Origin of the sequence: Corynebacterium cystitidis (genome assembly GCF_900187295.1) — a bacterium.
GTDB classification, from domain to species: Bacteria; Actinomycetota; Actinomycetes; order Mycobacteriales; family Mycobacteriaceae; genus Corynebacterium; species Corynebacterium cystitidis.
In genome coordinates this window covers 2,151,682-2,177,193 of sequence record NZ_LT906473.1, presented here as the reverse complement: position 1 = coordinate 2,177,193, position 25,512 = coordinate 2,151,682, and the positions used below count along the sequence as shown (strand labels likewise).

Genomic DNA, 25,512 nt, shown 5'->3' with positions numbered 1-25,512 from the left:
TTATGCGTGTAGGGATCGTTGCTGAATCTTTCCTCCCGAATATCAACGGGGTGACCAACTCCGTGCTGCGCGTGCTGGAGCACCTGAAAGTGTGCGGCCATGATGCGATGGTGATCGCCCCCGGGGCGCGCGATTTCGGCGAAGAGGTGCCCGATTATCTTGGGTTCCCTATTGTGCGCGTGCCGACGGTCAAACTGCCGCTGATTGATTCCCTGCCCATTGGTGTGCCCACGCTGGCTGTCAACGAGTCGCTGGCCGCGTTCAAACCGGACGTAGTGCACCTTGCCAGCCCGTTCGTGTTGGGTGGTGCGGGCGCGATCGCTGCCCGCCAGCTGCGGATCCCGGCAGTTGCGTTGTACCAGACCGATGTTGCGGGCTTTGCGACGAAATACCATTTCACCGCGCTGTCCAATGCCGCCTGGGATTGGACTCGTACCCTGCACAATATGGCCCAGTTAACTTTGGCGCCTTCGTCGGCGGCGATTCAGGAGCTGGAAAGCCACGGAATCAACAACGTCTACCACTGGGGTCGCGGTGTAGACGCAGAACTGTTCCACCCCTCGAAGCGCTCATCGGTGTTGCGCCGCCAGTGGGACCGCAGCGGGAGCAAGAAGATTGTCGGTTTTGTTGGGCGGTTGGCCGCGGAGAAGTCCGTGTCACGGTTGAAGCCGCTGGTGGGGCGTCGTGACGTGCAATTAGTGATTGTGGGCGACGGCCCAGATCGGGACAGCCTGGAAGCACAGTTGCCGGGTGCGGTCTTTACCGGCTCGTTGACTGGGGAGGAGCTGGCCCGCGCGTATGCCAGCCTGGACTTGTTCGTGCACACCGGCGAGTTTGAAACTTTCTGCCAGGCGATCCAGGAGGCGCAAGCTTCGGGCGTGCCGACGATTGGGCCGCGCGCTGGTGGTCCGATCGACTTGATTCAGGAGCGTTATAACGGGCTGCTGCTTAGTGTGGGCTCTTTTGAGCGTGAGTTGCCTGCTGCTGTGGATTGGCTGCTGGACGCGGGCCGCCATGAGCAGCTGTGTTTGAATGCGCGTGAGTCCGTGGAAAACAAGACGTGGTCGGCTCTCGGGGACCAGCTGCTGGGCTACTACGCCACTGCTATGGAGTCGTTCTCGCCGCGTGAGGTGACCCCGTTTGCGGCGGTGCGCCGTTGGGGCTTGCCGGAGCTGCCAGCGTGGGTGGCGCAGGCGCGCCCCGGTAAAGGTCAACGCTCGGCTTAGCTTTAGAAGAGCGTATTTCTATCTTCTACTGATAGATACATCCCTCAATTTCATGTACGGTCGCGCTGACGATGATGCCGCGCGTGCGACTAGGAAATTTCGCGGGAATTCCTGGCTCCCAGTCGATCTCAAGCCTGCCGCCAACCTTGCGGAACTCATCATCATCACGTGGCGTATGGGGTACGTCTACCACGGTGACAAAGCAGAACGTGGAGTATTCGTCTTTTTCTTCGTCACTGAGTTCTTGTTCCGGCAGGACAATCTCAGATAGCAGTAGGCCAAACAGGGGTTCACTCTGTCCTTTCTGGAAAGCCTGTTCGGAGGAGAAGTGGACTGTGTAGTCCTCACGAAGCACGTCAACGCAGCGTTGATGTCTCTCCTTTGCTTCATCAAGCTGTTCATAACGGCAGACAAACTCCGTGAAGTAGCACCAGGTGTAAAGTTTATCCATCATAAGACCTTTCTATCGAGCCCGCATGGTTGTGTCGTAAGCGCCCCTAGGAACATACTTCTTTTGGAAGTCACACTATGGAGTTCTGTGCGTCTTTCGGGGTTTGGGCGGAAACACGCTAAAAGCTGCAGTGTGATTTCCATACTCAGTGCGAGGGTTGATCACTGTTGTCTGTAGCTGCGGCATCTGCTCGGCCCAAACCACTGGGATACCGCACATATACTGGGCCAACGCATGTAAATCTGGCTAAAACGGTCCAAGCCAAGTGATACGCACTACGGAATCTCTCTCCACAATCGCGAATGGGCAGCGTCCACCGTGAACACAGTGGCAAATCTAATGGGTAGAGGGAATCATTTTGGGGTGGCTACCCGCACGCGATGCCGTCATCATCACGATCAAGTTTGCGGCTGTAACCAGGTTGGTCTGTATAGATTGGGGCGGCACCTGCAGCGCGGGCTTCGCTGCAATTTGCGTAATAGACAGGTGCAGGTGCGGGTACAGTCGCAGGGGCTGGTGGGGGAGCGACGAAACCGAGTTGAGTGTTATTCTCTGCAAGCGCAGGTTCGGGCTCAGGCGCAGGTTCGGGCTCAGACGCAGGCTCAACGGTTTCTGTGACAGTAGTGGTGGAGAAAACTGTGGTTGTGGTGACTTCAGTAATAGTGGTTGAATCACCGAGAGATGCCTTCGCAGTGTTGTCAAGGCTTCCTGCGCAAGCGGTGACAGCCATAGCGGTGGCGGAGAGGGCACCCAGGGTAACCAGGCGACGGAATCCAGGGTACGTGACACGTGACATAGGTATACGAGGTATGGGGATCCTAAAAAATAATGTGAGGGGAAAGAAGTTCTTGTAGCATTATCAACTATTTGATATACAAATCCAATTCGATGTGGAAAAGAAATGGGTGGGGGATTGTCGGGAGGCATCACTGAAATTACCTAATTAGGGTAGCCTAACTTCATTGTTGTTAGTCATCTGGTGAAGGGAGCCAATTGTGGTGGAAAAACCGGGCGAACAAGTAGATGGTTTTACGGCTTATCCCACACGGTGGCGACGATTTTTGTTGATCTGTGTGCTGCTAGTGGGCGACTTTGCCATGCTGCTCAACCAGACGCTGATGATGAATGCTGTTCCGGCGTTTATGGGCGCCTTTAGAATCTCCGCTGAGCAAGCGCACTGGGTTACCACGCTGTTTATGCTGGTTGCAGGCATAATGGTGCCGGTATCGGCGTATCTGATTGGCCGGTTTACTACCCGGCAGCTGTTTATCGGCGCAATGGCCCTATTTGCTACCGGCACCATAATTGCAGCGCTGGCCGCGAGCTTTGCCATCGTTCTGCTTGGTCGTGTGCTGCAGGCGGCGGCTACCGGCATGATGATGCCATTGGTGCAAACAGTGCTTTTTAGCATTTTTCCGGAGGGTAAACGGGGCAGCGCGATGGGGATCTTCGGCCTCTTGGTGGGTTTCGCACCGGCTTTAGGGCCCTGGCTGTCGGGCCTGATCTTGAACCATTACCATTGGTCGTCGTTGTTTTGGCTGATGCTACCTTTCGCTGTTTTGGCGGCCATTTTAGCATTGTTCTTTTTAAAGAATGTTACGCGCCCTGGGGAACCTAGCCTCGACATGTTCTCTGTGGCTTTATCCACTATCGGCTTTGGTGCCTTCCTGTATGGATTCTCAGTGGTTGGACATGTTGGCTGGTTCAGCGCCGAGGCCCTGATCCCTATCGTGGTAGGCATTGTGGGTGTGGTGTGGTTCTTCGTGCGTCAACTGCAGCTGGAACAGCCACTGCTGCGGATTGATGTCTTATCCAACCCGCAATACGCGTTGAATAACGTGCTGGGCATGTTAGTGATCATTATCATGAATGGCACCATCATTCTCTTGCCGGTTTACCTGCAGCAAGGGCGTGGGGTTAGTCCGCTTGATTCAGGTTTGGTGCTGCTTCCCGGTGCCGTCGTTCTGGGGTTACTCAGCCCAATCGCCGGCAAACTATTTGATCACTGGGGTGCGCGCTGGTTGGGGCTTGTCGGATTTATGCTCATGCTGGTGGCGAATATTGCTTCAACCAAATTTGGCGTGACGACAGCCTTGTGGACCATTGCGCTATGGCACGTAGTACGCATGGCTGGTGTTGCTATGGTGATGATGCCTGTTTCTACTGCGGCACTGAACCAGCTTGCCGGCCCACTGATTCCTCACGGTGCTGCCGTAAATAACGTGTTGCGACAGATTGCCGGAGCTTTGGGTGCGGCGGTGCTGGTCAGTGTGATGAGCAATTCTGCAGTTGAGCTTTATGACGGTATTGGGCACGCTTTCTGCATTACGGTGGGATTGGCGCTACTTGGGGTGGTTGGGGCGTGGATGATTAAACCGGCCTGTGCCGAAGCCGGGCCCACCAGCAAGAGAAAGACGGGCAAGCGGACACGCTAGAGGGGGCGCACCGTATGGAGGCAGACACCCAAATAACTTTAGGTTAGGCTAGCCTAAACTTAAGAGTTTGTATCGGTGTTGAATATTGCCTTGGGAGTAAGGTGAGACATTAGTGGAAAACCAGTGTGACCGTGATGATTTCCATCCGGAAAGAAGGTTCTATCCTGCAGAGTTCGCGCACGCTTATCGCGCAGCGGGGTACTGGAATGATGACACGCTGGCCAGCCTGGTTAGCGATACTGCCCGGGCACATCCGGAGAAAGAAGCCGTGGTGGGGCATACCACCGCTGGGTTGTATGAGCGTTTTAGCTACCGGGAACTGCTCACTCGGATCCGTAACGCCTCCGCCCAATTGGCGCAGGCGGGAGTGCAGCCACGTGATCGGGTGCTGGTGCAGCTGCCCAATGTGACGGAATATATGGTGGCGCTGTTCGCCGTGTTCCACCTGGGGGCAATTCCGGTGTTTACCTTGCCCGCGCACCGGGAAGCTGAACTGACCCATTTTGTGAAGATGTCGCAAGCCACGGCGTTGATTACGTGCCAGAAGTTTGCAGGATTCGACTTTCAGGAACTTGCCTGTCAGATCAAGGCGCGGCACCCAGATCTAACCGTTGTTGTGGTAGGGGATCAGGAGACGGTAGATAAGGATCATGCGTGGCTCGATTGTGCGCAGGTTACTACCCCACCCGACAGTGTTCAGCAACCCGCCCAGCTTCATCCAGAAAGCTTAGCTTTCCTGCAGCTTTCTGGGGGCACGACGGGTACCCCGAAGCTGATTCCGCGTACCCATGCGGATTATTTGTATTCCGTGAGGGAATCGGTTGAGATTTGCCAGCTAGGTGATCACACCCGCATGTTGGTGGTATTGCCTGCTGCGCACAATTTCACCATGAGCTCGCCAGGTATTTTAGGTGCGGTGTGGGCGGCGGCGACGGTGGTGTTTGCCCGGGATCCGTCGCCGTCGACATGTTTTAAGCTCATTGAGGAAGAACGTATCAGCATTACTGCTCTTGTGCCGCCGCTGGCCATGACGTGGTTGGCGACGAAACCGAAGATTGAGCGGGATATTTCCAGTTTGCAGCTTTTGCAGGTCGGCGGTGCGAAGCTTAATGAGGAGGCGGCGCGGCGGATCACCCCAGAGCTTGGGTGCCAGCTCCAGCAGGTTTTCGGCATGGCGGAAGGGCTGGTCAACTATACGCGTAGGCAAGACGATTTTGAGTTGACCGTTACTTCTCAGGGGCGGCCTATTAGCCCGGCAGATGAGGTGCTCATTGTTAATGATGTGGGTGAGCCTGTAAGTCTCGGCCAACGGGGGCATTTATTTACCCGTGGCCCGTACACCATCCGTGGCTATATTGGCGGGGTAGATGCCGGAAGTTTCACCGAGGACGGTTTTTACCGCACGGGTGACATTGTGCGTCGCCTTCCTAGCGGGCACCTGGTGGTGGAGGGGCGCGATAAAGATCAGATTAATCGCAGTGGGGAGAAGATATCGGCCGAGGAAATTGAAAACCATCTGCTGGCGTATCCGGGTGTGCTGGATGTGGCGGTTGTAGGAGTGCCCGACGAGTTGCGTGGAGAACGTTCCTGTGCGTTTATTTTGACAGAGCAGGCGCTTACCGACGACTTAATCCGGGACTTCCTGCGTGATCGTGGCCTGGCCATTTTCAAAATTCCTGACCAGGTGGTGCTTACCTCAACGTTCCCAACTACTGGGGTGGGCAAACTGAGCAGGAAAGAACTTCGGCGTCGACTTTTGACCACTCTTAGTAAAGATTAAAGAAGGAATACAAATATAAATGACAGCATCTCAACCTGATTCTTTGACCGTAGAGCGCATCCGCGCTGATATTGCTGCTGCGCTTGACTGTTCTGTTGGTGACCTGACCAGGCAGGTCGTGTTGTTGGATTGCGGGCTGGATTCCATGCGTTTAGTCATGTTGGTAGAAGATTGGCGTGCAGCGGGCTTCGACGTTGACTTCTTTCGCTTAAGTGAGTTATCCACATTGGGCGAGTGGGAGGACGAATTGGCCTCCTTGCAAGGATAATCCAATGTTTTACCGCCTTTCACCAGCGCAAACCTCATTGTGGTTTGCCCAGCAGTACGAGTTGAATTCCGCGAGTTTTCAATGCGCGGAGAAAATCACCTTTACTCACTCGATGGATGCCACATTGCTGGCCGATACCATTCGGGACTGTTTGGAACAGCTGCCGGTATTCCATGGAGTGTTTCGGGAGCACGACGATGGCCATCCGGTGCTTGATACCTCGCGTCCGCAGCCTGTGAGTGTGCAGTGCTACCGGGCGGACGATCCTGCTATCCCGAAGGTGAGCGAATTTGTTCAGGTTCCCAGTTCACCTGAACTATCCGGTGAGCAACTGACAGGCCATGTGCTTATTGGTGATGGGCAGGATCTGGTATGGCTGGCCAGGTTCCACCATATGGTGTGTGATGGGTTTGCTATTCAGGCGCTTGTGCGCTGGATTCTGCACAGCTATGAGGGACGGCGGCTGGCTAATCAGGTGCCCATTCCAACCTCGCCACCACCATTTCTTCGCCAAGAAGCGATAGTGGAGGTGGCTGAAGCCTACGAGCGCTCGCAAGACTTTGAACGAGATCGGGCCTCTTGGCGCGACATTGATGTTTCTGGTCCACATCCCAGGTTGATGCCGCCGGGGCCACAATTGCTGCGCGGTCAAGGCTCTATCAGCCAACAGACGCGCGTACGTTTGCGCGAGACAATGCGCGGGATTTCCAAGACTGCCAACCACCTGGTCGGGGAAACTCAGCTGTTAAATGTGCTGCTTGCTCACTACTACAGTTGGGTTACTGGGCAAGAGGAGGTAAGCATTGGTGTTCCGCACATGAATCGGGCTTTGGGTGTCCGGGAGATCGGCCTTGAACCAGCGGTGACGGTACTGCCGTTTCATTATCAGGCCCAGCAAGCCACTCTGCGCGATGAGGTGATCGACGCTTCTCATACTCTGGAACGGTTGCGCGCGCACTCACGGTACCGAGTGGAAAATTTACGCCGTGATAAAGCAATTGCGGATCCCGCAGTAAATCTCCACGGCCCCAATATGAACGTGCGCCCGTTTAACCAGACTATTACGGTTGGCAGCGTTCAAGCAACGTGGCAGACGTTGGCAGTAGGCCCTATCAAGGACGCAGAGTTCATCTGCCAAACCACCACCGATGGTGGTTATGACGTTATCGTATTTTGCTACACCAGCGCCAAGCAGAAGGCGGTGCTAGACCAGCATGTGGCTAGGTTTGTGCGCTTCGTTGAAAAAGTAGCTGAGCTGCTTCCCGACGATAGATTGAGCCAGGTTGACCTGCTGCTGCCGGAGGAAACCGAGCAGCTAGCAAGCTGGAACCAGACGAAGACCACGCCACCGCGCCACTCCACCCTCGTGGCCGCCTATCATGCGAGCAGGGCGCAGGTGCTGCAACGCAACGCTTCCGACATCGCACTGAAAGCTGCGGGTACAACACTGACCTGGCGGGAGCTCTACGCAGAAATAGACAGGCGGGCGAAGTTGCTACATCACCGAGGAGTCGGGCCGGGTGTATGTGTGGCCGTTCATTTGCCACGCGGAGTGGAGCAGTTCCTGACGGTGGCGGCAGTGGTGGCTACAGGGGGTTATTGGTTGCCCATCGCGATGGACATCCCCCTGGCACGCCGCGACTATATGATCGAAATTGTTTGCCCGGAAGTGATCATTGATGCCGATTACCGGTGGGATTCGGCAGGCAACGTGGCATGTCATGATGTTTCTGAAGCCGTTGTTCTGAAAGGACTAGATCTGGCGCATGCGAAGGCTAGTGACCCTGCCTATGTCTTGTTCACCTCTGGTTCGACGGGCCAACCAAAAGGCGTGCAAAACAACCAGGAAGGCATAATCAATCGCTTGCAATGGATGGTGGATGCGTTAGAGCTTCGCCCCACCGACACCCTGATGCAAAAGACTGCCTGTTCTTTCGATGTGTCGGTGTGGGAGTTCTTGCTTCCTTTAACACACGGGATTCCGATTGCCATTGGGTCTGAACACGTACACCGCGAACCGCAGCGCTTGGCTGAAGAGATAGCCACCTATGAGGTGACGGTGTGTCACTTTGTGCCCAGTGCGCTGAAGGCTTTTCTTTCAGTCCCCGCAGCACAGGTTGCACGCTCAAGCCTGCGCACCGTAGTCACCTCTGGTGAAGCCCTTGATGCCCATACTGCAGGACAGGCACGTGAGAACCTGCAGGTTGATGTGGTTAATCTGTATGGCCCAACAGAAGCCTCCATTGATGTGACTGCGTACTGGGTGCGTGAGACGGACGAGTTTATTCCGATTGGTGCCCCGGTAGCGAACACTCAATGTACGGTTGTGGACCGATTCCTTCGGCCCGTGGCCGTTGGCACTCCGGGGGTCTTGTACCTCGGAGGTGTGCAATTAGCCGATGGTTACGTCGCCCGTCCTGAGTTGACCGAAACGGCGTTCATCCACCACGTGTGGCCCGTGGCCACAGCAACCCGGTGGTACAACACGGGCGATATTGTTACTTGGCTGCCACAAGGGGTACTAGCCTACCAGGGGCGAGTAGACAATCAAGTGAAAATTCGTGGTCAGCGGGTCGAACTTGGAGAAGTTGAATATCAAATCATGCAGGTAGATGGCGTGAGGTCGTGCACGGTCCAGCTGCGCGAGTTTCACGGCGCGCATCACCTCATGGCCTATGTGGTACCGGAGCAGCCTTACCCACAGCCTAACACCACACTGCTTGATACGGTACGCGAACGGATCGGTTCCCAGCTGGCTGCCTACATGGTGCCACAGTTCTTCTTCACCGTGGCGCACCTCCCATTGACGGTGAATGGCAAGTTGGATGTTCAGGCGCTACCCTTGCCGCAGGAAGTATCCTCGTCAGTGCAACGGAGGGTGCCGGGTAATGACATCGAGCGTGCCATCGCCGACGTATGGGCCACAGCACTGGGTGTGAATCTAGAGGCCCTATCGGTGAGCGACAATTTCTTCGCCCTCGGTGGGACCTCGTTAAGCGCGGTGGAAGTAGCAGTAGGACTCAGCGCAATTGACGGGGCCCCAGAGGTGCGGGTGGCTGATGTTTTCGCCCGGCCGAGTATTCGTCAACAAGCAACGCTCTGGAGTCGCACTGCCGATCAGCCAAGGCGGAGTTTTTCCAGTTGGGTCGAAATCGTACCGCACGCACGTGGTGTGCCAGTGGTGTGCGTGTACCCGGCGGGTGGCGTAGGTTGGGCGTATGCCCCTCTCGCGGCACGACTGGAGCCCGGGCGCGGGTTGTATCTTGTGCAATCGCCAGGATTAATGGGTGCCCAGCCACGGTCGGTTACCGCAGCCGCACGAGCTGTGGTTGAGGACGTTCGCAAGCACGTTCCTGCCGATCAGCCGATCGATCTTGTGGGTTGGTCCGTAGGCGGCATCATCGCGCAGGAGGTTGCTTGCATGCTCAGCCCAACCACGGTGCACAAGCTTTTGCTTCTCGACGCCTATCCGGCCCACGCCTGGGCAGGCGTACCAGAACCTACCGCAGGGGAAATACACCTTGGTTTGTTACATATGGCGGGCATCAAACCCGAGGAGAAGGAGATTTCCTTTGACCATGCGGTGGCGGTACTCCATGGAAACAAAGGTGCGTTTTCCCAGCTCACACGGCAGGAATTGCAGTCTATCACGCAGGTGATTTTGAGTAACGCAGCGATCATGCGCACCCATGACACACGTGTGTATGCCGGCCGAATGACTCATGTTCAAGCCCTGGATAATGATGTGCCCTTCAGCCCCGATAGTTGGATGCCCTACGCGGAAACCGTAGATAAGGTTGCGCTTGAACTCACGCACCCAGGGTTGGTCTCACCGGTGGGGCTTGATCGGATAGGAAAGCTACTGGCATGAGTTTCGTAGAGCTGAATACCGTGCCGTGTGCTGGCGCACCAGATACTGCGGCACCAATAGTGTGCTTTGCGCCCGCCGCAGCCAACGCCCAGTATTGGAGATTTCTGGTAGGAGAGTTGCCACACCACCGTATCCTGGCCGCAGAATACCCTGGGCGGGGCCGGTCGATGAGCCTACCGTTCATGACTTCGCGCACAGAGTTAGTAGGGATGCTTGTCGACGAACTCCGCGACATCCTGACCCCGTCTGAGTGGGCAGATGCCGTGTTTGTGGGGCACAGTGTCGGGGTACAAATCGCTTTCGAAATGGTGCTTGTTTCCCCTGCACGATGGCTAGTACTGAGCGCACGCAATAACGACATCACCGGGCGCGCTCCTCGTGCGCCCGACCATCTGACCTCCACGCAGGAAGAACTACTATCGTGGGTAACCCACCTTGGGGGAATACCTGATATGGTGACCCGTCACCCGGAGCTTGCCCGTATGGTGGCAAAGACTTTGAGGGCAGATCTGGCACTTTCGGCCTCGCCGTGCGCCCCGGGTGTGGTCCAAGCCAACGCCATCTTGATGTGTGGGGACAGTGATCCAGCCGCAACATTGGAGCAGATGGCTGGGTGGAAAGACCGAATTCGAGGTACAATCATGGAAGTGAAGCTTGCCGGTGACCATGACGCAATCAGGCAAGACCATGAACAATGGGTGCGTGTTTTGCGCCACGCATTGGAGAAAGACCATCGGTGAAGGCAATGGATTTTCGGTTCACGTGATGCGACGCAACCATTGTATCTTGCGTGAGGCAGGCGCGCTGGGGATGCGAAGTAGCTATCCTATCCTGGTAATTGGGGGAATGCGCGGTTAATGTAGCGTCCTTTTACCTGGTAGGCGTGTGACGGCAAAGGGAAACTGTCTACTATGACAGTTTGGCCGTGCGCGCGTGTAGTGAACATCTGGAAAACAGGCCGAATTTTGGGTGCAGAGGTGCAGTTTTGGGTGCACGCCAGGAGGTTGAGACAGGATGTTTCACAACGCCCTTAGCAGGAGAATCCTCAACCTCTTGCGATCCATACCCCATTGCGCAAGTGTATCCGTTGGGATACACTTTTTGAGATGCGAATTCACGTCGGCCCTGGCTATCGGATCTACTACATGGCAAGAGGAAACCAAATCATGCTGCTAGTCATTGGCGGCGATAAATCCACCCAGCAGCGTGACATAGCAAAAGCTAAACGCCTTGCAACAGAAATTATTAAGGAGGGATCATGGGAGTAAAGATCAGCACCTGGGATGCCAGCGAATACCTTGAAACCAAAGAAGATATTGCTGCCTACCTGAACGCAGCACTCGAAGATGGCGACCCGGCTCTCTGGCAGGCCGCACTTGGTGATGTCGCCAAAGCGCGTGGTATGACCGCTATCGCGCGAGAAGCCGGTGTTGGACGCGAGTCTCTCTACAAGTCGCTTTCCGAAAACGGAAACCCGTCCTGGCAGACCGTCACAAAGGTTCTCGCTGCACTCGGACTGAAGGTCGAAGTCAAAGCCAACGCTTTAGCGTAAGTAAGAGAGCTTGGGGTTATACACCAGAGTTAAGTGCGCGCGGGTTACAGTGCTACTGATGATTTAAGAAATGTTCAGTAGCTATTCCGTCTCCGAATTTTATCAGAGGAATTTCTGTGTGGTGCTGGGTAGGCAAGTGGTTCACATGAATGGGAGTGAAGGGTTGCGGGGTGCGTTTGTGAGCCGTGGGAATTAAGCCATAGCTTCAGAGGAAAATTACAGCCTCGGGTGCATGCTTAACCAGTCGAAACTAGCTAAGTAGAGGCAACACCGAGGCGTCCGTCCCCTAATGTAGCATTTCTAATGTCAGATCAAGAACAGCAAGAGTTCTCAGTTCTGGAAAGTTTTTCAGAACCGCGCCTACGGCCCTACATGGATGCGGCCCAGGGAAACACAAACGTCGCTCTCGAGCTGTATTCTTGGAATGCCCAAATGGCTGGCGCTGCCTTAGAACAGCTAGCCCACCTCGAGGTTTTACTACGCCATGCGGTCGATTCTCAACTATCCGCCTACGTGGACGAAACAGCCAAAGGAATTCCGTGGTTCCTCTTGCCCCCGTACTACACAGCTCAAGCTGAGAGCATTGAAACAGTCCGTGCTCGGCTGCGTAAATTGAAACGGGAGACCCGCGACCAGATAGTGGCTGGCCTCTCGTTCGGGTTCTGGTCTGGATGGTTCGGATCAAAATATGACGAATTGTGGCGTCAAACTTTGCATCGAGCTTTCCCTTACGGTTCAGGCAACCGCAAGGAGGTCTCTGCACTCGTTGAGCGAATAAGGAAGTTTCGCAATCGGGTTGCGCATCATGATTCGCTCCTTCAGGTCGATATCGGCTTCGAGATGGAAGCTGTCTTTAGGCTCGCTAGCTTTATAAATAAGGATGCTGCAGGATGGATGAGACGAGTAGATCGCACTAGTGATGTCGTCGCGGAAAGACCTGCTTCCACCATCACCATGGACACAGTTATCGTGCCAGCAAATGACGCTTGGCCATTCTATCAACAATCACATGCCTTTATTTGTCAGGCGGGGCGCTTCTTTCAAAATGTAACTCATATGGCGTTTTATGCTGACCGAGAAGTGAAGCCTGACATCCCGAGAATTAAAAAACGGTACGATAATCTTCTCTGGAACACTACTGAGGCGACCCGATTGCAGTCGAGCAACGTCCGAGAAGAGCGTCAGCTGGGGAAGGTCATGCAGGATGGTCTTACAGGCGGACTGTGGACTGAAGGCCGGTATCAGGTATTCATGCTTTCGGCAAACGGCCCAGATCACGTCTCTATCAAAACACCGCTGTTGAATACACGGAAAGGGAAGTCTTCCGCGTTCGTTCGTAAACAGAGGTATACCAGTATCCAAAAGATACGTTACGCGGACGACGTGTGGGACCTCCTTTAAAACAGTAGTGGCCGCTTCCAGAGAGGAATTCACGGAGTAATTCAACACCCCTCATGGCTTCCATAGCCAGCGGATGCGGCCATTATACGTAAGGCGATTCCTGAGGAATCGGGGAATAAAGCAATCGGCGCACTTGATAATCTCGACACGTCACTCCAAGATGTTTTGCGCAAAGCTGTCCCAATAGAGTGGGGAATACCCAAGGATGAGTGCTGAGTGCGCGTAGTTGGTAGGGGTGTTCCGGGGACTTGGTCGGGGTGGTATTCCGGGTTGTTGGTAGGGCCAGCCCGTCGTGGTGTGGGCGGGCTGGCGGTGCGGTTAGTCGTCGGCGGTGTTACGGATGGTTGCTAGGTGTTGCCGCATGTCGAAGTCGCCGATTTCTATGTGGCGTCCGCTGCTGATCCTGCTGACGAGTGAGTCGGCTCCAACCGGCTTCTATGACTGCATGACGGTAGGTGTTGAGGCGTTGAACTAATTTCGGGGCGGTGATCCCGCAGGTCAGATAGATATGCTTTGATATTGCTAAGGCAGCTAACACGACGGTGATGTGTGCCCGGATGGACTCTTCGGTGTGGTGGAAGATGGGTCGTGCTTTTAGGTCAGTTTTTGCCATACGGAAGGCATTTTCAATGTGATAGAGCTCGTGGTAGAAGTTGATGATGTCTGTGGCAGGCACGTCGGGGTCGGACCCCACCCCACCCGCCACCAAACACCCAGGCCACAACACTACAGCCAGAAAACTAAAAAATTGTGGAAGCCAGGGGCGCACCTGTCGGGCATGGGCGCTTCTCGACGAACCCACGCAGCTCACCGTAGTCACCAACAACTTCCACGCGCTGCGCACAAAAGTGTGGGCGTGGCACTTGGGCATTCCCATCGAGGTGGTCGAAGCGCCGACACCGCCGGAATCAAAACTGAGGAACTACCCCCGGGTGATCATTGCGCTGCCGCATTCGATCACCCGGGTGCTGTGGCGCACACTCAAGGCCGTGCTTGGGTAGGATGTAACACTCCCATAGGTGCATGCGATCAGAAAAGTAGCGGGACTGATGTCCATGTTCTGAGTCTCGCTTGGACCCTGAAAGGCACCCCATGACTCCTTCACCTACTCCCACCCGTCCCTTAGTTGCAGCTGCCCTGGCTGTGGCTCTGACTATCCCCCTCACCACCCCGGCCCACGCGTTTACTGTCGAGCCTTTCGCCTACGGTGGCTGTCACCTCACCGCCACCCAAGGTGATGTCGCAGTACTTCGTGATTCCGAACGTGCCTTCGCCGATCAGGTCAACCGCCTGGTCAAGGAGCGCATCGCAGGTGTCCGCGCCGCCGATGTGGACGCCATCGCAGCCCACGGTCGCGCAACCCAGGATTCCACCACCCAACCGCCGGCCAACATCCAGGCGGCCATCGAACGTGTCACCGCCGCCGCGGATGCCGCCAACGCAGGATACCCCGGCGGCGTAGGCATGTACCTGCTCTATGTCAACGCCGGCTCAGCTCCGGTAAACCAAGAACAGCTGCGCAACTACCAAGGCCAGTGGGGTTACGCCCAAGCCAAGGACTGGGCAGGACGAACTGGCGGCCAGTACGGGATGACCACCACCGTGGTCACCGACGCGCCAACTAAGTACGGCCAATCGGAGGCCATGGCGGCCATTCGCACCGATGCACTTCACGCAGCCGGCCCTGCCGCGCAGGCGTACCAGGCCCGCGAGACCGAGGCGCTCAATGCGTGTGCCCAATCACGCGCGCTTCACGACGACGCCACCCCGCTGCCCGCCCCGGAATACCCAGCCGACATGCTCTACCAAGGCGCTGCTGGCGCTGGCTTCCAGAATGCCGTCCAGGCACTGATGAAGGGCCAGTTCCCGCAAGCGCTGAAATTCCTCATTGAATCCGTGAAATCCACCCTCTCGGGACTTGGTCTGCCGACCATGTTCTCGTCGTAAAGCGAAAGAAAGCGAAACACACATGAAGAAGCTCCCCACTACCACCATCGCCGCTGCTCTAACCTGCAGCCTTGCCACCGCCCCTGCCCACGCTTTGACGTGACCCCGCTCGATGCGGGCGGCTGCGAACTCCAAGCCACCGAAGCGGACGCTCAGCGCGAAATGGCAACCTACGCCGCCTACCGCGACGTGTTCAACCCCCGCGCAAAGCAGGCCGTGCCCGAAGCTGCAGCGGACATGGACAAGCTGATCGAATGCGGCAAGTCCACGCCCAACCAGCCGTCGGCTTACGAAAACCCACAGTGGGCCTGGGACACCATCAACCGCGTCGACGAGATGGCGAAGGCCCACGGCTTCAACACCGGCGAGAGCGAATCGCTGGGCACCGCAGTGATGATGAACGCCCGCTTCGGCGACGTGCCTTCCTACGGCGGCTTGCAGGCGCTGTCGAAGAAGTACGGTCACAGCCAGGCGAAAAGCTACCTTGACCAGATGAATAACGGCTACCACGAGGCAAACCACCCTGCCTTCGACGGCGCGGTGAAGGGCTTCTCGGAGCCGTACACTGCCATCGACACCGCGGCCTACAACGCCTACATGGCGAAATTCAACGAGTACAACAAGACGTGGCATGAGGCCTTCCAGGCCTGCGCTGAAGGCCGCACGCTTAACGACGAATCCCCGGCCCTGCCGAAAAGCGACGTGTGGACCGGGGACGACGAAGTCAATGACCCGCTGCACGGATTCGACAACGCTGGCGAAGCCATCAAGCGGGGCGAAACCGGTGCTGCCAGCAGCTTCCTTGGCCAAGGCTTCCAGGCCATTTGGCACTTCTTCACCGGACTGCTAATGATGCCATTCCTGCCAATTTTGGAGCTGTTCCTGGGGACTAGCCCTGACCGTGGAAGCTCGAGCCTTTCCTAACCTCGCCTAGTCCCCAAAAACACCCCCACCCGCCACCAAACACCCAGGCCACAACACTACAGCAAGAAAACTAACAAAAAATTGTGGAAGCCAGGCGCAGCATCGCGCACACCGCTGGTAGCGCCCTGCAGACGCTAGTGGTGCTGAAAGATAAACGAGACCGTGGTGCCGGGTACTATTGCAAAATTTAACTGTTGGGTAGTTCACTAGCCTGTTGCGCGGATCAGATGCTATTTTTGGCTTAGCTCATCAACCAGGTGTTGAAGGAGTATCTATGGTCTTTACTCCAGGGTCGTATCTTGATTTTGCCGCATAAGTCCCGTAAATGCTTCACTGGTTATGAAAACTCTTGGGGCAGGAAGACGATGGATTCCGCGCTGGGGTCCTCTGGCGCATCCGAGTACAGCCTGATGGCGAGAATTCCGTTAGACAAAGTGACCGGCCCTTGTGCAGGAAATGAGTGAGACGAGTTCTCTGCGTTGAAGAACTCCACAGCGTTAGATTTTTTCTCGGCAAAAAGTTCACTGTTAGCGCTCACAAATGGTCCGCCCCCAACGAATCAGGTTCCGCAGATCTGGTGGCATCGGACCCCGCGAAATTCAGCCGACGCTGCGAAGGGTAGGTGCGGTCATGGTACGCGGTGACACGTCCAGCAGCATCGACGACTACAGACCCATAGTTTTTGGTGGTGTTAGTGAGGCGTCGATAAGCATCCAGGCTGACACACGCAGAACTACCCTCAAGCGGGTAAACCGCCGTTAATTGCTCAATGGTGGTGTTCAAATCTTCCCCGTCATAGCTTTTCGCCTGCCAGGTCCCGTCGGTGTGCAGGAGATAGGCATCGCACACCAGATACACGTTATCGGCATAAAGCGTGGGTACGAAGGAAGAAACCTCCCCGGTGTCAGCAGCTAGAAAAACCCAGCCGATATCGTTGTGTGGCTCTTCGACCGCGCCGTGACAAGCAACAGTGTCGCCGACGATCCTGCAATTGAACCCATCGTTATCGGAACCGTTTATGTATGCGCCGAAAGCCCCTGGCGGCAACTGGCTGTTATAGACGAGTTCCCCGGAAGGGGAGATACGCAGAATGTGCGTGATCGGCTGAGACAAGCTGAGGGGGCCTTCTGCGGAGAGGGCCCTGGCGGAAAACAGTAGGTCGCCGCCGGTAGCGGTTCCAATGAACTGCATGGCGTGATGTTTGTCGGTGGTGTAGAGCTTCTTGATCTTCCCGGTTGTAATATCAACCGAGTAAATGCCTGGGCCTTCGGGTGAGTTGCGGGGGAAGTTAAACAGAGCCTCATCGCCAATGGTTGCGAGAAAACGCTCGTTAGGTGGCCAGGCTGTGTCCGCCGGAAGATCAAGCGTCCATAGGGTCTGCCCCGTTTCTAGGCGTATTCCGCGCAGCGTAAAGGAGCCTGCCGGGTGATGGGCACCATCACTAGCATGCCCGCAGCCAACGAGGGCGGTGGAAGAATCCGAACTCACCGCGAGGACGTGCCCAGGCACGCGAACAGCCTGAATACCGATTCGGATCGGTGCCGTAGTCAGCCGTCAGCCACATCTGGGCGGCATCCGGTGCAGAAAACTCTAGGTGGTGCCCACCCGGTGCGCGATTTTTCCACCACCACGCTCCAAGGAGCGCGACAATTGCGACGCTAACGAGAACCGCCAGGGCGATTACTGGCCTGCGGCGGGTCTTTCTTGTTCGGGTGGGCACTGTTGACATGAAATAAAGTATCGCACTTTTGTCGCGTTGCTTTGCGGGGCAGCGGTGCAGAGTGTCGTCGGCACGCGCCGACCGGTAGCGCTGGCACGCGCCGACCGGTAGCGCTGGCACGCGCCGACCGGTAGCGCTGGCACGCGCCGACCGGTGGCGCTGGCGCGCTACGGAAAGAGAGCGTCAACTACACTGGCGTGCTATGGCCAAGGCGAATCTGGATAAGCAACCCTTCGACGTCGCGGGAATGTTCGACGATGTGGGCAAGAACTATGACATCACGAACACGATCCTGTCGTTCGGGCAGGATCGGTACTGGCGCAAACGGACCCGGCAGCGCCTCAATCTGAAGCCGGGGCAGAAAGTACTGGACCTCGCGGCGGGTACTGCGGTGAGCACGGTGGAGCTTGCGAAGTCCGGGGCGTGGTGCGTGGCCTGCGACTTCTCCCAGGGCATGCTGGAGGCTGGCCGGGAGCGGGACGTGCCCATGGTGGTGGGCGATGCGATGCAGTTGCCTTTCGACGACGAGTCCTTCGACGCTGTGACCATTTCCTATGGGCTGCGCAATATCCATGATTTTCGGGCGGGTCTGCGTGAGATGGCGCGGGTGACTAAGCCGGGCGGAACACTGGTGGTTAACGAGTTTTCCACCCCTGTGGTGCCGGTGTTCTCCACGATCTACAAGGAGTACCTGATGCGGGCACTACCGGCGATCGCGAAGGTGGTCAGCTCCAACGCGCCTGCGTATGAGTACCTGGCGGAGTCGATACGTGCCTGGCCAGACCAAGAAGGTCTTGCCGCTGAGATTAACGCCAATGGTTGGCAGGACTGCGGGTGGCAAAACCTCACCTTCGGCATCGTGGCGATGCACGCGGCAACCAAGCCCGTTTAGGGTCACGGGGCCGTAGCTTGACCTTGCCGTCGCGGCAACCTCCACACTAGGAACCATGATCACCATTTCAGAAGCAGCTGAGGCCCTCGGCGTCACACCCAAAGCGCTACGCCATTGGGACAGCCTGGGCTTATTGACCCCAAGCGGGCGCACCTGGTCCGGCTACCGGCTCTACTCGGATAGCGACCTGCAGCGTGGCGCGCTCATTGTCTTGTATCGCAGTACCGGAATGTCTCTGGCTTCGATCAAAGAGCTTGTCGACGCCACCGCCCCCACCATCCACCAGGCACTCGCCGCCCATCGGGCTGAACTGCTGCGGCGCCAGGAGAATCTGCACGAACAACTGGCGATGGTTGATCATCTTCTGAACACCTACAAGAAAGGAGAGGATCTCATGAAAGATCTGATTAGTTATTTTGGTGATCACATGCCCGCTTACCAGCAGGAAGCTGAGCAGCGGTGGGGTGACACCCCGGAATGGGAGCAAGCGGAGGAAGCTGTTGGCACTGCTGATCTGGCTGAGGTCCGGGAAGAGCAGCAAGAACTTGCGGCTGCTCTCGCCATGGCCCGCAATAGCGGTGTTCAGCCCGGCAGTCACGAGGCGTTTGAGCTGGTGGAGCAGCATAGGGCGTCGATAAGCCGCTGGTACGACTGCCCTCGCGAGCGTCAGTGGCTGTTGGCGGAAATGTATGTCACCGACCCGCGCTTCGAGGAGGCATTTGCTGGCACCCAGCACTTTCTGCTTGAACTGGTGGAAGCCCAGGCGCGCGCTGAAGGAGTGGAGGGGCCACGCTGGTAGTAGTTAGGGGCCTAGCACTGTTAGGGGCCTAGCTCACCGATAGCGACAACGTTAACCCCATCGGGCCGACGGTAGGACAGGCCCCCGCCCGTAATAACCAGCAGGGTGGCGGGTTCTGGTAAAGAATCTGCGAACTTCACAAGGCTTGATGCAGCCCGATCGACAACCTCTTTGCGGTGCCCAAGCTTGACCTCAACCGGTGTGCTTATTTTTGGTCGGCGGTCGCTAGATTTTGAGAAAACGGGCTAAAAGTGCCCATTTTTGAAAATCTAGCGACCGCTTCCAGTCAGGTTGAAGTAAAACCACCCGACACTTTGTATTCCCGTGAAGCCGCGCAACACCCGCGCAACAACCCGGCGGCTCCATTACGCTGAACCTATGGCTACCAAGCTGAAGGACCACTATGACGCGGACTATGCGCATGGCCTTGCCGACAAAATAGCAGCAGCCGAACCCGGATTTGACCAGCAGGAATTCCTGCAACATGTGCTACCCGCGCTGGAAACACTGGAATTTGGGGCGCGCCAAGAAATCCTCGCGGAAGCGCTCGCGCAGACGGTGCCGGGCTCCTACGAGCAGCAACTAGCCACCTTCACCAAAATCTTGGGCCCAGAGTTGCCCGGAAGTCTGGGAATGTTTACTGCCGGTTGGTGGCTGTGGCCGGTGGGGCGATTCGTCGAAAAGCAAGGGACGCAAAACTATGAGGCCAGCCTCGAGTTTTGTCGCGAGCTGACCAAGTGTTTCACCGGCGAGTATGCGATGCGCCCGCTGCTGGAATACCGGCCGGGGGAGACGATGCGGCGGATGGTGGAGTGGAGTGTGGATGACAATCAGCGGATCCGTAGGCTGGCCAGCGAGTGTGTGCGGCCGCGGCTGCCGTGGGCGAAGAAGTCGCTGGTGTGCCTAGACTTTGTCGACGAGTACCGCCAACTGCTTGGCAACCTGAAGGATGATTCTGACCGCACGATCCAAAAATCGGTCGCCAACAACCTCAATGACCTGTACAAAGATGCGGAATGGTTGTTCACTGAGCTTGTCGACGAGTGGTCGCAGCCACCCGTCACCGACCACTGTGCGTGGGTGCTCAAACACGGCACCCGCACGCAACGTAAAGACGCGCTGAGCAGGGAGAATGTGGAAGATAGTAAAGATAGTAAAGGATAGTAAAGGGGGTTTCGCCAGGCTAGGCAGCATGGTCCGAGTTCACAACCCATTTCGCGCTACTTTAGGTTCCAGTCCTCCATATTTGGCTGGTCGACAAAATGAAATCCAAGATTTCGATGATGCTCTTGCCAACGGTCCTGGTACCCACGAACGTATCTCGTTGGTAACAGGTCTGCGTGGTGTAGGCAAGACTGTGCTGCTCAATGAGTTTGAGGATGTTGCCCGTGTGCAAGGATGGTGGGTAATTTCTGAAACCGCCACCGCCAATTTCACTGAGCGAATTAAAGACGCGGTTTTTACTCTCGCTTCTAAGCATCTGCGCGATCATGAGAAGGTGTTAACTGGAATCGCAGTGCCACAAATCTTCAGCATTCAGTTTGCGGATGCTGAGACCTACCAGCTAAAGCTGAGTTTGCGTCAAGCGATCACGGACTTTCTTGACCTGCAAGCGCAACTTGACGAAAAACTGGGGCAGGGCCCGGTTGGTCTGCTGATTACTGTTGATGAGCTGCACTACAGTCAAAGCGACGAAATCCGAGAATTTGGCGCAACGGTACAGCATTTGGTGCGCGAGGACCGTGAAATCGCTGTAGCGATGGCAGGTATCCCCCAAGCTGTGAAACCTTTGCTGGCCAGCGATGAAGCGCGCAATCCGGTGACTTTCTTGCGTCGGGCTAACAAAATTGAGCTTGGGTTGGTGTCGGATGATGAGGTTAAGAAAGCTCTCGACGAGCCACTAACCGGTACTGGATTTTCATGGGATCCCGACGCGCTTGGATTGGCCACGAAAGCTTGTGGTGGTTACCCGTTCATGATCCAGCTTATGGGCCAACAAGCATTTCTGAAACGGAATGGCACAGTTATCGATATTGATTCCGCCAAGGAGGCTAAGGGTGCGGCTCGGAGGAAACTCGGACAACTAGTTCACGCACCAGCTTTGGCTGATTTATCTGACGTTGATCGCACGTTCTTACTGGCTATGGCGCAGGATGACGGTCCCTCACGAATGGCGGACATATCGGAGAGGTTAGGCATCGATCCGCAATATGCAGGTACTTATCGACGTCGGCTGATTGAAGCTGAGATGATTGCTAGCACAGCATACGGATATGTTGATTTTGAGCTCCCGTACATGAGGGAGTACCTCTTAGACCATGTTGCTGCTGAAGCTATGGGTGTCCTGAGCAGTAATAATGGTCCAGATAGTAAAGATAGTAAAGGATAGTAAAGGGGGCGATTAATGATGCTCGACCTGCCAGAAGACCAGGTAGATGAGATTCTCGTCGCAGAAGCGTATCGTCGTCTCGCTACCGTGACTAGCGAACCCAGTTGATCGCCCACGAGGACTTGATGGAGAAATTCGGCCTCACGGACGATGACCTTGACGATGGTGAAGAAACCGTGTTCGAATGAGTTCGAGTAGCGTGCGCAGCGCAAAGAAGAGAACGAGGCGCAAGCCTCTCCGCAGCGTAATCCTATCCCCGACGGTACCACAATGGTACCGTTTAGGCATGGGTATCAACCTTCGACTGACTCCAGAACAAGATAGGCAGCTCACTGACCTGGCCACGGCGGCCGGTACATCTAAACAGCAGGTGATCACCGGTTTGATCAAAAAGCAGTGGGAGAGCAACCAGGCACGTCAGGTCGCAGCCCGAGAACTCGACGACATCTTCGCCAGCCGTAGTGGCCTGATGGAACGTCTCAAGAACGCATGACAGAACCACGGGATCTGTTTCGGTTAGAGGCCTTACGTCCCTGGCTTGAAGACCACGGGTTTCATGCCAGGGATTGGGGACTTCTGGCGTCTGCACTGGATAGGCCATGGGTAACCTTCGCCGGCGAGGAGCTGTACGCGGATGTTTGGCACAAGGCGGGGGCGCTGCTCGACAGCATCGAGTCCAGCCATCCCTTGTTGGACGGTAACAAACGGCTCGGTGTTCTGTTAGTGTCCCTGCTGCTGAGGTCATACGGGGTGGATGACCGTTCTATTTCTGATGACCAGTGGTTTGACCCAATGGTTGAGGTTGCCACGCACCACCCGGATGTGGAGGCGATCGCAGCAAGACTGCGTCAGTTGGCCGCGACGCCACCTAACCTGTGAGGTATGAGCACAGAGCAAAAGTAGCAAATGTCACCGGCGCATCGACTGGTAGCGGGCAGGCGGCCGCTCGCGCGTAGGTCCAGGATGGGAGTATGTGGTCGACGCGCCGCCGAAGCGCGTCCACATTGACAGTATGAAATTGTCAGTATGAAGATCGTGGGCACCACCCGGGCCTACAAGGCTGGCAGGCATGTCAGAAATCCCGGTTGTCGCGATCGGTGGCGAGATCATCAGGCAACGCGCCCTCTCTGAATCTGATGGCCTCCTGAATTTATGATGGATGCGTCCACGCGGGCGTTGCTCTGACAGCAGTGATTGGGCGGATCGTTTTTGGGGAGCGTTTTACCTGGGTGATGGGCTTTGGTGTGGTGTTGGTGATGGCCGGGGTGCTGCTCGTGGAAACCGGAGCGCACTATTAGCTCCTAGTCGTATTAGTCTGGCTTCCATGGAGTTGCATGAACTGGAATTTGCTTTCACGGAGATGATGGATGCGTGGTCCCGTAGGGAGCTGACTGATGCTGCTTTAATCCAGGGCGGCGAGGGGCTCGTCGAAAAGCTCACTGCCTTAAATAGTCCCGATGCTGATGTGATGGCGTATCGGGTCCGCTTGGGTATTCTGCCGGCGCGCAATCTCACGGATCAGGCGGGGCATTTTGCTGAAGTGAAGGATTTACTTGCGTTGCATGAGTCAGACCCGGCACGTTTCCCGGCTCATCCGCAGGCTGCACCGGGATCAGTTGAGTTGGTGGACGCGCAGGGTAGACAGTTGCACAATGTGTTGTTAGAGCAGGTTAGGTTCCTGACCAACCTGCCGTATAATGCCGATATTTCCCGTAAAACTGTGTTCGAAGGCCTGGAATTAGCGCAGCGCTATGCGGCTGATGAGGATGAGAAGCTCCATATGCTCATTTCTTGCCATCAGTCCATGGATGCACCTGAAAAGGTGTTGGACAAACTAGATCAGTTCCTCACTAATGCCCCGGAAGATGATCTTCATACCTGGTTGCACCGCCATGATTCGGCGATTATGGCCTACATGGAAACAGGTGATTTAGCGCGGGCAGAGGCCTTACTGGATAAATTAACTCAGGTCGGGGCGGGTATCGGCTATTTGCCTTCGGTGGTGTACGCACAGTCGTTGGCCTACATGTCGCAGTTCAGTGATCTGAACGCGTTGGTCAGTCGGGCTCGGCATGTTCTGCAGGTGTCTGTTGGGCGGGACGGTCTGCACTTAGGCCCGATCCTTCAGGTAGCGCGGTTCCTGATGAATGGGGGATTAGGGGAGCAAGCGTTGGCCTTAGTGGAACAAACGGAAGGCATTATCGAGGACCCCACCTCCCATGTTCGCGAACTCGCCCTGTTTTGCCGGGCAGCCACCCGGCACGGGTTTGGCCAGCGTGAACTCGGGCGTTTCGGCTCGCCCCGGTGGCAGCGCGAACTGCGAGTTGACCCGCAGCAGGTGACCTGTAGTGCCCTGTATGAAAAATTTATGGTTCCGGCGCGGCAGGAAGCCGAAAAATTTGATCGGCGCAATGGCACCAACCACCGGATGAGTGAGCTGGAGTCCGATTACGAGGTACCTGAACTGGAGTCATGGTATTTTCGGGGCACTGTTGTCGATTCACTGACCGGGGTGGTTAACCTTCCTGCTTACCCGGACCTTGGTTTTGAGGTTGATCCTGAGCTATTGTCGGTGATCAACTACCTGTTTGAGCTTAGCGACGAGACTGCGCAGCTGCCTTCCTATATTGCTGAGTCGGAGGATTTACCCAGTCTGTTGAGTGACATGCACAGCGAGGAGCAATTCCGTGGTGAAGAAGCTGCTGTGAAGTTGGAGCAGATTGCCAATGATCCGGCTACCGATAAGCAGGTTCGCACCTTTATAGAATTGGAGCTGCTCAACGGTGCCACTCGCTACAATCGCCCTGTCCATGCCACAGCGGTGCGCGCCCTACCTGTGCTGGCGGGGGTTTCCCCCGACGCTGCTGTTGGGTTGTCGATCAATCTTGCGGAGGGACTACAGTTTCGCGGCGAAAAAGACAGTGGCTTGACCCATGCTTGCCTTTCCTATGCGATGGGGCTGATGGGAAGTGGTTTCGGCAACTACAGGATGAGCGACGGTCTTTTTGAGGCTGCCTTTAACAGTCGCCGTTTCTTGGACGCCAAAGTGGCAAACGATCACACAATTCGTTCTGTGGCTGCGGATCCGAGTGTGGCGAAGGATCCTGATAGGGCCCGCATCCGGCTTTTCCGACAAAGCCATAGCGCGCTGATCCAAATGTATAACTACCGAGAAGCAGCTGACAGACTACACGAGGCCGCTTACCTTGCCTATGGCCTCGGTGACTATGACACCGAAACTTTTTTGTTGGGTTTGATTGTTGAGGCCTATTGCGATGCCGAAGAGTATAACCTGGCTGCTCGTTATAACGATTCGATCAACCTGGACACTCCCGGTCTTAGCTTGCGCAGTATTTTTATGGGACGGGCAGCGGGGGTACGGATGGCTTCAGCCTTAATCGACGAGCTTTTCGACGAACAGTGGCCCGAAAAGTTTAAACAGTTACAAGAAAGTGCTGAAGAGTGGTCGGCGACAGGCGATGAGGAATTCCATACTCTCATGGCGAGACTGGTACTGGATGTTGCGCCTAAATTAGAGGAACGCGGGGCGTGGACGTTAGTGCGAGAATTCACGTCGTGGTCAGCAAAGTTTACGCAAGGGGCACGTGACACTTTTTATGTGCGTGTAGTGATGTGCAGCCAGGCGTCTGCTTTCGCCCAGTCAGGGATGCACCGGGAAGCCTCCTTGATCCTGGAATCTCTCCTGCAACGCACCCAAGCAGCCGGAGACACGCTTTCTGCTCGATACGCACTCGAACAGCTTGAAGATTATGTCCACCACTATAAAGACCCTGCTTACCTGGAGGTGTGGGAGGAGATTACGGCGGGGTGAGTAGAGAAAAATCTTCAGTTTATGG

The 25,512-nt window shown here is 56.0% G+C and carries 24 protein-coding genes and 1 pseudogene; 19 read left to right on the top strand and 6 right to left on the bottom strand.

Annotation, left to right across the window (positions count from 1 at the left end):
• Positions 1-2 precede the first annotated feature (2 nt).
• Positions 3-1,226: a glycosyltransferase family 4 protein gene (locus CKV99_RS10340; protein WP_092256683.1), complete on the top strand. Its 1,224-nt coding sequence runs from the start codon at positions 3-5 to the stop codon at positions 1,224-1,226.
• Between the two features lie 25 nt (positions 1,227-1,251).
• On the opposite strand, the gene CKV99_RS10335 is transcribed toward CKV99_RS10340, so the two are convergent.
• Together CKV99_RS10335 and CKV99_RS10330 are read right to left on the bottom strand one after the other, a co-directional pair.
• Positions 1,252-1,680, bottom strand: a complete 429-nt coding sequence (locus tag CKV99_RS10335) for a hypothetical protein (RefSeq protein ID WP_092256680.1) — start codon at positions 1,678-1,680, stop codon at positions 1,252-1,254.
• 364 nt (positions 1,681-2,044) lie between these two features.
• Positions 2,045-2,473 carry an excalibur calcium-binding domain-containing protein gene (locus tag CKV99_RS10330; protein WP_092256677.1) on the bottom strand — a complete coding sequence of 143 codons (429 nt, stop codon included), beginning with the start codon at positions 2,471-2,473 and terminating at the stop codon, positions 2,045-2,047.
• Between the two features lie 199 nt (positions 2,474-2,672).
• Between CKV99_RS10330 and CKV99_RS10325 the strand changes: the two genes are divergently transcribed.
• From CKV99_RS10325 to CKV99_RS10290, 8 genes are all read left to right on the top strand, one after another.
• Positions 2,673-4,112 carry an MDR family MFS transporter gene (locus tag CKV99_RS10325; RefSeq protein WP_092256674.1) on the top strand — a complete coding sequence of 480 codons (1,440 nt, stop codon included), beginning with the start codon at positions 2,673-2,675 and terminating at the stop codon, positions 4,110-4,112.
• Positions 4,113-4,224: 112 nt separating this feature from the next.
• Positions 4,225-5,892: a (2,3-dihydroxybenzoyl)adenylate synthase gene (locus tag CKV99_RS10320; RefSeq protein WP_092256671.1), complete on the top strand. Its 1,668-nt coding sequence runs from the start codon at positions 4,225-4,227 to the stop codon at positions 5,890-5,892.
• A 19-nt stretch (positions 5,893-5,911) separates the two neighbouring features.
• A complete protein-coding gene (locus tag CKV99_RS10315) occupies positions 5,912-6,160 on the top strand; it encodes a phosphopantetheine-binding protein (RefSeq protein ID WP_092256668.1) in 249 nt (82 codons plus the stop codon).
• Between the two features lie 4 nt (positions 6,161-6,164).
• A complete protein-coding gene (locus CKV99_RS10310) occupies positions 6,165-10,031 on the top strand; it encodes a non-ribosomal peptide synthetase (protein WP_092256665.1) in 3,867 nt (1,288 codons plus the stop codon).
• Positions 10,028-10,771: a thioesterase II family protein gene (locus CKV99_RS10305; protein WP_092256662.1), complete on the top strand. Its 744-nt coding sequence runs from the start codon at positions 10,028-10,030 to the stop codon at positions 10,769-10,771. The genes CKV99_RS10310 and CKV99_RS10305 overlap by 4 nt, the downstream gene beginning before the upstream one ends.
• A 366-nt stretch (positions 10,772-11,137) precedes the next feature.
• Positions 11,138-11,299 carry a type II toxin-antitoxin system RelE/ParE family toxin gene (locus tag CKV99_RS10300; protein WP_092256659.1) on the top strand — a complete coding sequence of 54 codons (162 nt, stop codon included), beginning with the start codon at positions 11,138-11,140 and terminating at the stop codon, positions 11,297-11,299.
• Positions 11,290-11,583, top strand: coding sequence for an addiction module antidote protein (locus CKV99_RS10295; protein WP_092256657.1), 294 nt, complete (start codon positions 11,290-11,292; stop codon positions 11,581-11,583). Before CKV99_RS10300 ends, CKV99_RS10295 begins: the two co-directional genes overlap by 10 nt.
• Positions 11,584-11,886: 303 nt before the next feature.
• Positions 11,887-12,984 carry a hypothetical protein gene (locus CKV99_RS10290; RefSeq protein ID WP_231910011.1) on the top strand — a complete coding sequence of 366 codons (1,098 nt, stop codon included), beginning with the start codon at positions 11,887-11,889 and terminating at the stop codon, positions 12,982-12,984.
• A gap of 412 nt (positions 12,985-13,396) precedes the next feature.
• On the opposite strand, the pseudogene CKV99_RS15165 reads toward CKV99_RS10290, so the two are convergent.
• Positions 13,397-13,660, bottom strand: a pseudogene (locus CKV99_RS15165) (IS1634 family transposase); the annotation flags it as partial.
• On the opposite strand from CKV99_RS15165, the gene CKV99_RS14575 reads away from it, so the two are divergent.
• The 3 genes from CKV99_RS14575 (at position 13,641) to CKV99_RS10265 (ending at position 15,855) form a co-directional block, all read left to right on the top strand.
• Positions 13,641-13,985 (top strand): YdcF family protein, encoded by a 345-nt coding sequence (locus CKV99_RS14575; RefSeq protein WP_197697184.1) that lies wholly within the window; start codon positions 13,641-13,643, stop codon positions 13,983-13,985. The pseudogene CKV99_RS15165 and the gene CKV99_RS14575 sit on opposite strands and share 20 nt — an antisense overlap.
• A 91-nt stretch (positions 13,986-14,076) precedes the next feature.
• Positions 14,077-14,931, top strand: a complete 855-nt coding sequence (locus CKV99_RS10270; RefSeq protein ID WP_092256654.1) for a hypothetical protein — start codon at positions 14,077-14,079, stop codon at positions 14,929-14,931.
• A 162-nt stretch (positions 14,932-15,093) separates the two neighbouring features.
• Positions 15,094-15,855, top strand: coding sequence for a hypothetical protein (locus CKV99_RS10265; RefSeq protein WP_157728429.1), 762 nt, complete (start codon positions 15,094-15,096; stop codon positions 15,853-15,855).
• Positions 15,856-16,192: 337 nt separating this feature from the next.
• On the opposite strand, the gene CKV99_RS10260 is transcribed toward CKV99_RS10265, so the two are convergent.
• Both CKV99_RS10260 and CKV99_RS10255 read right to left on the bottom strand, forming a co-directional pair.
• A complete protein-coding gene (locus CKV99_RS10260; protein WP_092256648.1) occupies positions 16,193-16,393 on the bottom strand; it encodes a hypothetical protein in 201 nt (66 codons plus the stop codon).
• A complete protein-coding gene (locus CKV99_RS10255) occupies positions 16,390-17,364 on the bottom strand; it encodes a hypothetical protein (protein ID WP_092256644.1) in 975 nt (324 codons plus the stop codon). The genes CKV99_RS10260 and CKV99_RS10255 overlap by 4 nt, the downstream gene beginning before the upstream one ends.
• A gap of 413 nt (positions 17,365-17,777) precedes the next feature.
• Between CKV99_RS10255 and CKV99_RS10250 the strand changes: the two genes are divergently transcribed.
• The 6 genes from CKV99_RS10250 to CKV99_RS10225 all read left to right on the top strand — a co-directional run bounded on the left by CKV99_RS10250 (position 17,778) and on the right by CKV99_RS10225 (position 22,534).
• Positions 17,778-18,467, top strand: coding sequence for a demethylmenaquinone methyltransferase (locus CKV99_RS10250; protein ID WP_092256642.1), 690 nt, complete (start codon positions 17,778-17,780; stop codon positions 18,465-18,467).
• 55 nt (positions 18,468-18,522) lie between these two features.
• A complete protein-coding gene (locus CKV99_RS10245) occupies positions 18,523-19,266 on the top strand; it encodes a MerR family transcriptional regulator (RefSeq protein WP_092256639.1) in 744 nt (247 codons plus the stop codon).
• 378 nt (positions 19,267-19,644) lie between these two features.
• Positions 19,645-20,430 (top strand): hypothetical protein, encoded by a 786-nt coding sequence (locus tag CKV99_RS10240; protein WP_092256809.1) that lies wholly within the window; start codon positions 19,645-19,647, stop codon positions 20,428-20,430.
• A 28-nt stretch (positions 20,431-20,458) separates the two neighbouring features.
• Complete coding sequence (locus tag CKV99_RS10235) at positions 20,459-21,655, top strand: ATP-binding protein (protein WP_092256636.1); 1,197 nt, start codon at positions 20,459-20,461, stop codon at positions 21,653-21,655.
• A 286-nt stretch (positions 21,656-21,941) separates the two neighbouring features.
• A complete protein-coding gene (locus CKV99_RS10230; RefSeq protein WP_092256633.1) occupies positions 21,942-22,148 on the top strand; it encodes a hypothetical protein in 207 nt (68 codons plus the stop codon).
• Complete coding sequence (locus CKV99_RS10225; RefSeq protein ID WP_092256630.1) at positions 22,145-22,534, top strand: type II toxin-antitoxin system death-on-curing family toxin; 390 nt, start codon at positions 22,145-22,147, stop codon at positions 22,532-22,534. Before CKV99_RS10230 ends, CKV99_RS10225 begins: the two co-directional genes overlap by 4 nt.
• A 30-nt stretch (positions 22,535-22,564) precedes the next feature.
• On the opposite strand, the gene CKV99_RS14815 is transcribed toward CKV99_RS10225, so the two are convergent.
• Positions 22,565-22,765: a hypothetical protein gene (locus CKV99_RS14815; RefSeq protein WP_143063403.1), complete on the bottom strand. Its 201-nt coding sequence runs from the start codon at positions 22,763-22,765 to the stop codon at positions 22,565-22,567.
• Between the two features lie 214 nt (positions 22,766-22,979).
• Between CKV99_RS14815 and CKV99_RS10215 the strand changes: the two genes are divergently transcribed.
• Entirely contained in the window at positions 22,980-25,487 is a 2,508-nt protein-coding gene (locus CKV99_RS10215) for a hypothetical protein (protein WP_092256627.1), read from the top strand.
• Positions 25,488-25,512: the final 25 nt, after the last annotated feature.

Bases quoted from the DNA above. Each gene is read 5' to 3' on its own strand.
- CKV99_RS10290 (WP_231910011.1), top strand. From the start codon at position 11,887: ATGTCAGATCAAGAACAGCAAGAGTTCTCAGTTCTGGAAAGTTTTTCA.
- CKV99_RS10265 (WP_157728429.1), top strand. From the start codon at position 15,094: ATGGCAACCTACGCCGCCTACCGCGACGTGTTCAACCCCCGCGCAAAG.
- CKV99_RS10270 (WP_092256654.1), top strand. From the start codon at position 14,077: ATGACTCCTTCACCTACTCCCACCCGTCCCTTAGTTGCAGCTGCCCTG.
- CKV99_RS10340 (WP_092256683.1), top strand. From the start codon at position 3: ATGCGTGTAGGGATCGTTGCTGAATCTTTCCTCCCGAATATCAACGGG.
- CKV99_RS14815 (WP_143063403.1), bottom strand. From the start codon at position 22,765: ATGATCTCGCCACCGATCGCGACAACCGGGATTTCTGACATGCCTGCC.
- CKV99_RS10245 (WP_092256639.1), top strand. From the start codon at position 18,523: ATGATCACCATTTCAGAAGCAGCTGAGGCCCTCGGCGTCACACCCAAA.
- CKV99_RS10250 (WP_092256642.1), top strand. From the start codon at position 17,778: ATGGCCAAGGCGAATCTGGATAAGCAACCCTTCGACGTCGCGGGAATG.
- CKV99_RS10300 (WP_092256659.1), top strand. From the start codon at position 11,138: ATGCGAATTCACGTCGGCCCTGGCTATCGGATCTACTACATGGCAAGA.
- CKV99_RS10330 (WP_092256677.1), bottom strand. From the start codon at position 2,473: ATGTCACGTGTCACGTACCCTGGATTCCGTCGCCTGGTTACCCTGGGT.
- CKV99_RS10310 (WP_092256665.1), top strand. From the start codon at position 6,165: ATGTTTTACCGCCTTTCACCAGCGCAAACCTCATTGTGGTTTGCCCAG.
- CKV99_RS10225 (WP_092256630.1), top strand. From the start codon at position 22,145: ATGACAGAACCACGGGATCTGTTTCGGTTAGAGGCCTTACGTCCCTGG.
- CKV99_RS10235 (WP_092256636.1), top strand. From the start codon at position 20,459: ATGGTCCGAGTTCACAACCCATTTCGCGCTACTTTAGGTTCCAGTCCT.
- CKV99_RS10295 (WP_092256657.1), top strand. From the start codon at position 11,290: ATGGGAGTAAAGATCAGCACCTGGGATGCCAGCGAATACCTTGAAACC.
- CKV99_RS10335 (WP_092256680.1), bottom strand. From the start codon at position 1,680: ATGATGGATAAACTTTACACCTGGTGCTACTTCACGGAGTTTGTCTGC.
- CKV99_RS10230 (WP_092256633.1), top strand. From the start codon at position 21,942: ATGGGTATCAACCTTCGACTGACTCCAGAACAAGATAGGCAGCTCACT.
- CKV99_RS14575 (WP_197697184.1), top strand. From the start codon at position 13,641: ATGATGTCTGTGGCAGGCACGTCGGGGTCGGACCCCACCCCACCCGCC.
- CKV99_RS10315 (WP_092256668.1), top strand. From the start codon at position 5,912: ATGACAGCATCTCAACCTGATTCTTTGACCGTAGAGCGCATCCGCGCT.
- CKV99_RS10305 (WP_092256662.1), top strand. From the start codon at position 10,028: ATGAGTTTCGTAGAGCTGAATACCGTGCCGTGTGCTGGCGCACCAGAT.
- CKV99_RS10240 (WP_092256809.1), top strand. From the start codon at position 19,645: ATGGCTACCAAGCTGAAGGACCACTATGACGCGGACTATGCGCATGGC.
- CKV99_RS10215 (WP_092256627.1), top strand. From the start codon at position 22,980: ATGGAGTTGCATGAACTGGAATTTGCTTTCACGGAGATGATGGATGCG.